The following is a 6,931-nucleotide window of genomic DNA, read 5'->3' on the forward strand; positions in this document are numbered from 1 at the left end:
CTCGCCTCCCCGTGCGCACTTCTGGTAGCACCGGCTACCAGAAGTGCGCACGGCTTCAGTGGTGGTATTCGCCGCAGTTGACGTCGAGGCACTGCCCGGTGACGGCCGACGCCATCGGCGACGCCAGGTAGATCACCGCATCGGCGACCTCGTCGACGGTGGGCAGGCGCTCGAGGTCGGACGACGACGCCGTGTGCTGGTAGATCTGCTCGACGGTCGTGCCGTACTTCTCGGCCTGGTGCGCGAAGTAGCCCTGCAGGATGGGGCCCCAGATGTAGCCGGGAGCGACCGAGTTGACGCGGATGCCCTGCGGGCCCAGTTCGGTGGCGAGCGACTGCGACATCGCCAGGAGGGCGGACTTGGCGAGCTTGTAGCTGCCGTACCGTTCCTGCGAGTGCCGCAGCACCATCGAATTGACGTTGACGACCGAGCCCTTCGTCTCGGCGAGCGCCTGCGTGCACAGCTGCGTCAGGCGCAACGACCCCAGCACCGTGAGTTCCACGCTGTCGCGGATCTGCTGGAAATCGGTGTGTGCCAGCGGCTTCATCGACGGAACCGAGAAGGCGTTGTTGAGCAGGGTGTCGATGCGCCCGAACTCGGCGATCGCCGTCTCGACGAGATACGCCGCCGAGTCGTCGTCGGTGATATCGGTGGGTACCGCGAGTGCTCGCCGGCCCAGCGACGTGACCTCGGCGGCGACGGCGTCGAGGCGTTCACGGGTGCGGGCCGCGAGGACGACGTCGGCACCGTGTTCGGCGCAACGCACGGCCAGGGTGCGACCGAGTCCGGGCCCGACACCGGAGATCACGACGACCTTGCCCTGCAACAGTCCGGTCATCGCGCTCACCCCGGCATCCGGTCGGCGATACCGGACTGACGTGCAGCGATGCGTTGCCGCCACTGCTCATCGGTGATCCGGTTGGACTCGATGTACGGCAGGTGGTCGGCGATCGCATCGAACGGCACGACCTCGGCGACCGGCCCGTCGGCCGCGCCCGGTTCGCGGTCGAGTCGCTGCCAGCGGAACTGCAGGATGCCCCGGTCGTGACCGACGGTCTCGACCCAGTTCGCGACACCCGGGTTGCGTTCGGACACGACGATCCGCACCTTGCCGTCGGGATCCGCCTGTGCCTGTGTGTTGTTCAGCGACGTCTGATGACCGGTGTAGTCGAGGGAGATGTACCAGAGGCTGCCGAGTTGGAAACCCAGGTAGGGGGCGTCGCCGACGGGCACCGTGAGGATCATCGCCTGATCGTCGCGCAACTCGTAGTGACCCACCGACGAGTACTGGGTGTCGAGGCCGCCGGGGGTGCGGCGCGGGGCGGTCACGGTGTTCACGGGGAGTTGGAGGTAGAACCACTGCGGGAACTGCAGCCACGTCTTGACCCGCGACACGAGAGCGCGACCGGCCCGCTCGTAGCGGCGGACGACGTCGTCGTGGTCCGGGGGTGCCGCGGGCGTGCCGAGGGTGTCGAGCCGGTCGATGCGCAGTGTTCCGCGACGTTGCGTCCAGTCGCTGTAGACCTCGCGGACCACCAACTGCGACGACCCGGGTTCGAGGTGGTAGTAGCCCGCATCCGGGTCGGTGGGACCGGGACCGAAGCGCACCTCGAACGTCCCGTCGTCGGCGATGTGCAGTGCACGGTCGTCGAACGCGGTGACGTTGCCGGGCACGTTCGCGTCGGTGTAGTTGCCGGCGAGCACCTGGAAACTCAGGTCGCAGGTGGTTCCGCGACGACCGGTGACGACGTACTCGTGGTCGGCGCGCACACTCGCGCCCCAGTACAGGGTGTCGGGATTGTCGAGGCCCATCTTCGCGTACGGGCCGGTGCCGGTGAGGAACACGGGGTGGGTTCTGCTGTGCGCCCAGGCCGCGTGCACGCACGCGGCGATCCCGCCGGCGAGGTAGCCGTAGCCCTCGGCGAGGTCCTGGTCGGTGCGGATGTGCGGGGCGGTCGCGACGAGTTTCTCGGCTTCGGCGATCGCCGTGGTGAGCGGATCTGTGAGCACACCATCTCCTGTCGGTCCAAATATGTACCGTAGCGGTACAGTTTGATGGGAAGACAGTAGAACGTGTTTCAAGGAGTGGTCAATGGCCCGATCCACCCCGCGCGCCACCCCGGTGCGGCGCTCGCCCCCCACCCGCCGCGTCGTGCAGGTCCTCGACCACCTGGTCGCACACCCGCACACCCGATACGGGCTCTCGCAACTGTCGCGGGAACTGGAACTGAGCAAACCCACCTGCCTGGGCATTCTGACCGACCTCGTCGACGCCGGGTACCTCATGCGCGACCCCACCGACGCGACCTACGGGCTCGGCCCCGCCCTCGTCGTCGCGGGTCGGGCCGCACAGCAGGGGTTCGCGGCGGGTCCGGTCGCGCACCGGCACCTCGCGGCGCTCGCGAGCGAGCTCGGATGCACGTGCACCGCGTCCGCCGTGGTCGGCGACCGCATCGCTGTCCTCGATGTCGCGGAGGCGGCGACCGTGGAGGTCCGCCCGAGTGCCGGTGCGGCACGCGTCGGTGAGGTCTACCCGTTCGCACCCCCGGTCGGCCTGATGTACGTGCTCTGGGACACCGACGAGTGCCTCCGACGCTGGTTGTCGCGGGAGCCGACCCTGCCCGTCGACCTCGACCACGACCGCCTGCGCCGGGTCGTGGACGAATGCCGGACCAGCGGGTACCTCGTGGAGGCCCTCACCCGGGGCGGACGCAGGCTGTACGCGCTCATGGCCGGGGTCGTCGCCCACGACCTCGCTCCCGAGATGCGCGAGGTGCTCGGTGAACTGGTGTCCAGCCCGGGCGATCGGGTGATCCTCGACGACGAATGGGAACCGGCCGTTCGACCCGTCAACCTGCTGGCCGCACCGGTCCACGACGCCGACGGGCACCAGTGTCTCGTGGTCACCGCCCATCCCGAACGCGAGTTGGATCGGGCGCAGGCGTTCGACCACGGTCGCGCGCTCGTCGCGACCGCGGAGGCGATCACCGCGGAACTCGGCGGAGCCGGGCCGACGCGATGACCGGCCCGGTTCACGCCCCGACGGTTCGAGGCATGGAATGGTCGAGGCCATGACCGACACCACCGCCGACGCCCGCCTCGCCGCCGAGATCGCAGCCGCTGCAGGGGAACTACTGCTGACCCTGCGGGTCGCCGAACAGGGCACGGTCGGGGGTCGTGAACTGGGCCGTCGCGGCGACCACGCTGCGAACGTCTTCATTCTCGACCGGCTGGCCACCGATCGCCCCGGCGACGCCGTCCTGTCCGAGGAATCCGTCGACGACCCCGACCGCGTCGGGGCCGACCGGGTCTGGATCGTCGATCCTCTCGACGGATCCAAGGAGTACGGCATGCCCGGGCGGGTCGACTGGGCGGTGCACATCGCGCTGTGGGAATCGGGTCGGGGGCTGACGGCCGGTGCTGTCGCGCAACCGGCGGTCGGTGCGGTGTACGCGACCCACGACGTACCGGTCGCCGACCACGACGACACGCGCCGTCTGCGGATCGTGATCAGTGGAAGCCGGCCACCGGCATTCCTCGCGGCGGTCGCGCGTGAGGTCGACGCCGACCTCGTGCCCATGGGTTCGGCGGGTGCGAAGGCGATGGCGGTGGTTCGTGGCGATGCCGACGCCTAGGCGATGCCGACGCCTACGTGCACGCGGGAGGCCAGTGGGAGTGGGATTCGGCAGCGCCCGTCGCCGTCGCGCAGGCCGCGGGTCTGTTCTGTGCTCGGATCGACGGCAGTCCCCTCGAGTACAACAGGCCGCATCCCTATCTTCCGGATCTGGTGATCTGCAGACCGGACCGCGCCGACATCCTGATGGACGCGATCGCGGCGCACGCGCCGGTGTCCACGGACGCTCCCGCGGTCGCGATGGTCCGGGCGTATCTGCGGGCGGTGCTGACGCACGACGCCTCCCACGTCCGGCTCGCCGTCGATGCGTGGAGTGTGGAGAACGGGCAGCGCACGGGGGAGTCGGGGGCGGAGATCCGCGACCGGCTCGAGCGGCGTGACCGTGGCCGCTCCCCGCGTCGGATCCGCGACCTCACGTTCCGGGAACACCCCGGTGCCGTCGTCGCTCGCTATCTGCTCGACGTCGTCGCCGGCGGCGAGCCGTCGACGGTGTCGGTCACCGAACATTTCACGGTTCCCGGAGCGGAGATCCGGTCGATCGTCGCCATCGTCGAGCCGCATCGGAAAAATAGTTGAACTCATTGTTGTACGGTCGGACGAAGTAGCCCACATAGCTCGGAGGCATATCGATGACATCGGCAACGACGACGCAGGCACGAGACATCGGAGACGGAATCCACCGCATCCCCGTACCCGTCGCGGACCTCCCCGTCGGCGACACCCAGGTCTACGCGCTGGAATCACCGCGCGGCGTGATACTCGTCGATGTCGGCTGGAACGACGACAACTCGTGGGCGGCACTGCAGGCGGGTCTCGCCGCGGCCGGTCTGTCGGTCACCGACGTCGAGGGAGTGGTCGTCACCCACTTCCACCCCGATCACGTCGGCCTCACCGGCCGGATCCGTGAGGCGTCGGGATGCTGGGTGGGTATGCACGAGGCCGACTTCGGGCACCTCGAGGTCATGGTCTCCGACCGCGACCGGCGCGCCGAGGAAGCCGCGCTGTTGCGGCTCGCCGGTGCCCCCGACGCCGAGGTCGACGCCGTCTTCGCGTTCGACGGCACACCACCGGGCCGCCCCGAGGTCCTGCCCGACCGCAAACTGACGGCCGACGAGATCATCCCCCTCGCGGGGCGTTCGCTGCGCACCGTGTTCACCCCGGGACACACCGCGGGGCACGCGTGCTTCCTCATCGAGGACCACGGCGTGCTGTTCAGCGGCGACCACGTGCTGGCCACGACCACACCGCACGTGGGGGAGTTCGACTTCCCGCTCCCGAAGCGCGACGCACTCGGCGAGTACCTCGAGTCGCTGCGTGCGGTCTCGGGGCTGCCCGTGCGGCGAACCCTCCCCGCGCACCGGCAGGAGATCGACGATCTCGGGGCGCGCGCGGCCGCGCTGATCGCGCACCACGACCGTCGTCTCGACGATCTCTACGATTCGTTCGGAGACGAGGAGTTGACGATGTGGGAGGCGACCTCCCGCATGACCTGGTACCGACCGTGGGACGAGACGCCCACGCACGGCAAGCGTATGGCGTTGTCCGAAGGGTCGGCGCACGTCCGCCAGCTCATCGAACGCGGCCGGGTCCGGCGGATCCCGGGCACCGAACCCGCCCGGTTCGCGCGCATCGAGGCGGAGGTCGGAGTATGACCCCCGATCAGCTCGTCACCGAGTTCTGCGCGAAGTGGGCCGATCCCGATCCGGTCGAGCTCGCGTCCTACTTCACCGACGACGCTGTCTACCACAATATTCCGATGGATCCGGTGCGTGGCCGAGTCGCGATCGAGGAGTTCCTCACCGAGTTCGTGAGGTCGTTCGGTGGCATCGACTTCCGGATCGGCAACCAGATCGCCCGCGACGGGCTGGTGCTCAACGAGCGGGTCGACGTGTTCCGCATGAACGGCCGCACCATCGAGATGCCCGTGATGGGTGCCTTCGAGGTCGTCGACGGGAAGATCGCGGCCTGGCGCGACTACTTCGACATGGCACCGCTGACGGACCCGCCGGCCTGACTGTCGGGCCGTTCGGGTATCGACACGCACACATGTTCGAGTTGACGGCCATTGCCGCACGTGGGACGATCCCTGCACCGGCCTGAAAACAGGTCGACCCCGGAAGGTGCTACCAACACCGACCGGGGTCTGGGCACACGACAGAACGGAACTGTCATGCACCGTACGGTGGAGTCTATCCACACGCCCCCAGGGGGCGCCCCTCCCGGTTCGGCTGTTCCCGCCGACCTTCTCCTTCTCACCCTACCGGGGTTTCTGCTGACGTCCTGACCTTGCGCAGCCTCCCGACCAGTCCGGTCGAGGGGCTCGAGGTGTTTCCTGCTGCGACGTGTGCGCGGGCCGGTCCGGTCACCGCGGCGCGCCGAGCAATTCGTCGCTACTCTCCCGGGTCCGACGTCAGCGCATTCGACGCTGCGCGCAGGGGTGCCATTCCCGTGCGTGAAACCGACTGGGCGCCAGTATCTTCGTCTCCACTGCTGGCGGTGGAGCACCCGATCGTAAGGGTCGACACGAACGACCGGGTCCCAGTACCCGCCGCCGTCCACGTGGACGAGCGGCCAGGGGTGCGGGCCGAGATGGTCTATCGGGAGATGGTGACCGGGCTGCGTTGGGGAAGGGGCCGAAGGCAAACACAGGGACCCGTAGGGTCTCCGATCGGTCAGGGGCAGTCGCCCGCAGGGCGTCCTTGGAGTTCCGTACCACCGACCACCTCAACGGCCGAGGGCGAATCTCGAAGAAGCTCCCCGATAGATCTACTCGAGTGGGTCCGGCAGGGGGTGGGTCGCGCAGATGGTACGTCCTCGGCTGCTCCACTTTTCGGTTGGGTCGTATTACGGCCGTTGCTCGTGTCGGGGACTGTGGTGATCGCGGTGGTGTCTGCGCTGAGGCTGGTGGGAAGGAGGTGCGCGCGGTGCGTCTCGGTGAGCACGAACCCGGCCTGAGTGCGAGGGTGAGTCACGCGGCGGCGAGTTGTGGGTGGTATCCGTGGCCGGCGATCGTCGGAAATGAACCGCCCTGGATCCGGTGGAGACTTCGTTCATGGCACCTCGAGTGACGAGGTGGCAGTGGTGCGCTGCTCACGGTAGCGCGTCTCGTAGTCGATCGGCGTCTGGTAGCCGATCGAGGAGTGCAGTCGGTCGGCGTTGAACCATCGGACCCACTCGACGGTTTCCCGCTCGACCTCGGCCCGACCCGTCCACGACGAACGGCGGTCGATCAGCTCGGTCTTGTAGAGCCCGATCGTCGATTCCATCAACGCGTTGTCGAGGGCGTCGCCGACGGTT

General features: G+C 68.6%; 6 protein-coding genes and 1 pseudogene. 4 read left to right on the forward strand and 3 right to left on the reverse strand.

What is annotated here, in order from left to right:
* Positions 1-55: 55 nt before the first annotated feature.
* The gene (locus LDQ05_RS18915) at positions 56-838 is read right to left on the reverse strand and encodes an SDR family oxidoreductase (protein WP_226438498.1); all 783 of its coding nucleotides are present in this window, start codon (positions 836-838) and stop codon (positions 56-58) included.
* Between the two features lie 5 nt (positions 839-843).
* A complete protein-coding gene (locus tag LDQ05_RS18920; protein WP_226438499.1) occupies positions 844-2,010 on the reverse strand; it encodes a hypothetical protein in 1,167 nt (388 codons plus the stop codon).
* Between the two features lie 82 nt (positions 2,011-2,092).
* On the opposite strand from LDQ05_RS18920, the gene LDQ05_RS18925 reads away from it, so the two are divergent.
* The 4 genes and pseudogenes from LDQ05_RS18925 (at position 2,093) to LDQ05_RS18940 (ending at position 5,648) form a co-directional block, all read left to right on the forward strand.
* Positions 2,093-3,022 (forward strand): IclR family transcriptional regulator, encoded by a 930-nt coding sequence (locus LDQ05_RS18925; protein WP_226438500.1) that lies wholly within the window; start codon positions 2,093-2,095, stop codon positions 3,020-3,022.
* 37 nt (positions 3,023-3,059) lie between these two features.
* Positions 3,060-4,210 (forward strand): annotated as a pseudogene (locus LDQ05_RS18930) (inositol monophosphatase family protein).
* Between the two features lie 53 nt (positions 4,211-4,263).
* Positions 4,264-5,286, forward strand: a complete 1,023-nt coding sequence (locus LDQ05_RS18935; RefSeq protein WP_226438501.1) for an MBL fold metallo-hydrolase — start codon at positions 4,264-4,266, stop codon at positions 5,284-5,286.
* The gene (locus tag LDQ05_RS18940) at positions 5,283-5,648 is read left to right on the forward strand and encodes a limonene-1,2-epoxide hydrolase family protein (protein ID WP_226438502.1); all 366 of its coding nucleotides are present in this window, start codon (positions 5,283-5,285) and stop codon (positions 5,646-5,648) included. The genes LDQ05_RS18935 and LDQ05_RS18940 overlap by 4 nt, the downstream gene beginning before the upstream one ends.
* A gap of 1,036 nt (positions 5,649-6,684) precedes the next feature.
* Here LDQ05_RS18940 and LDQ05_RS18945 read toward each other — a convergent pair.
* On the reverse strand, positions 6,685-6,931 hold a 247-nt coding region (locus tag LDQ05_RS18945; RefSeq protein ID WP_226438503.1), incomplete at its 5' end, for an integrase core domain-containing protein.

It is taken from the genome of Rhodococcus yananensis, assembly GCF_020515525.1.
GTDB lineage: Bacteria > Actinomycetota > Actinomycetes > Mycobacteriales > Mycobacteriaceae > Rhodococcus > Rhodococcus yananensis.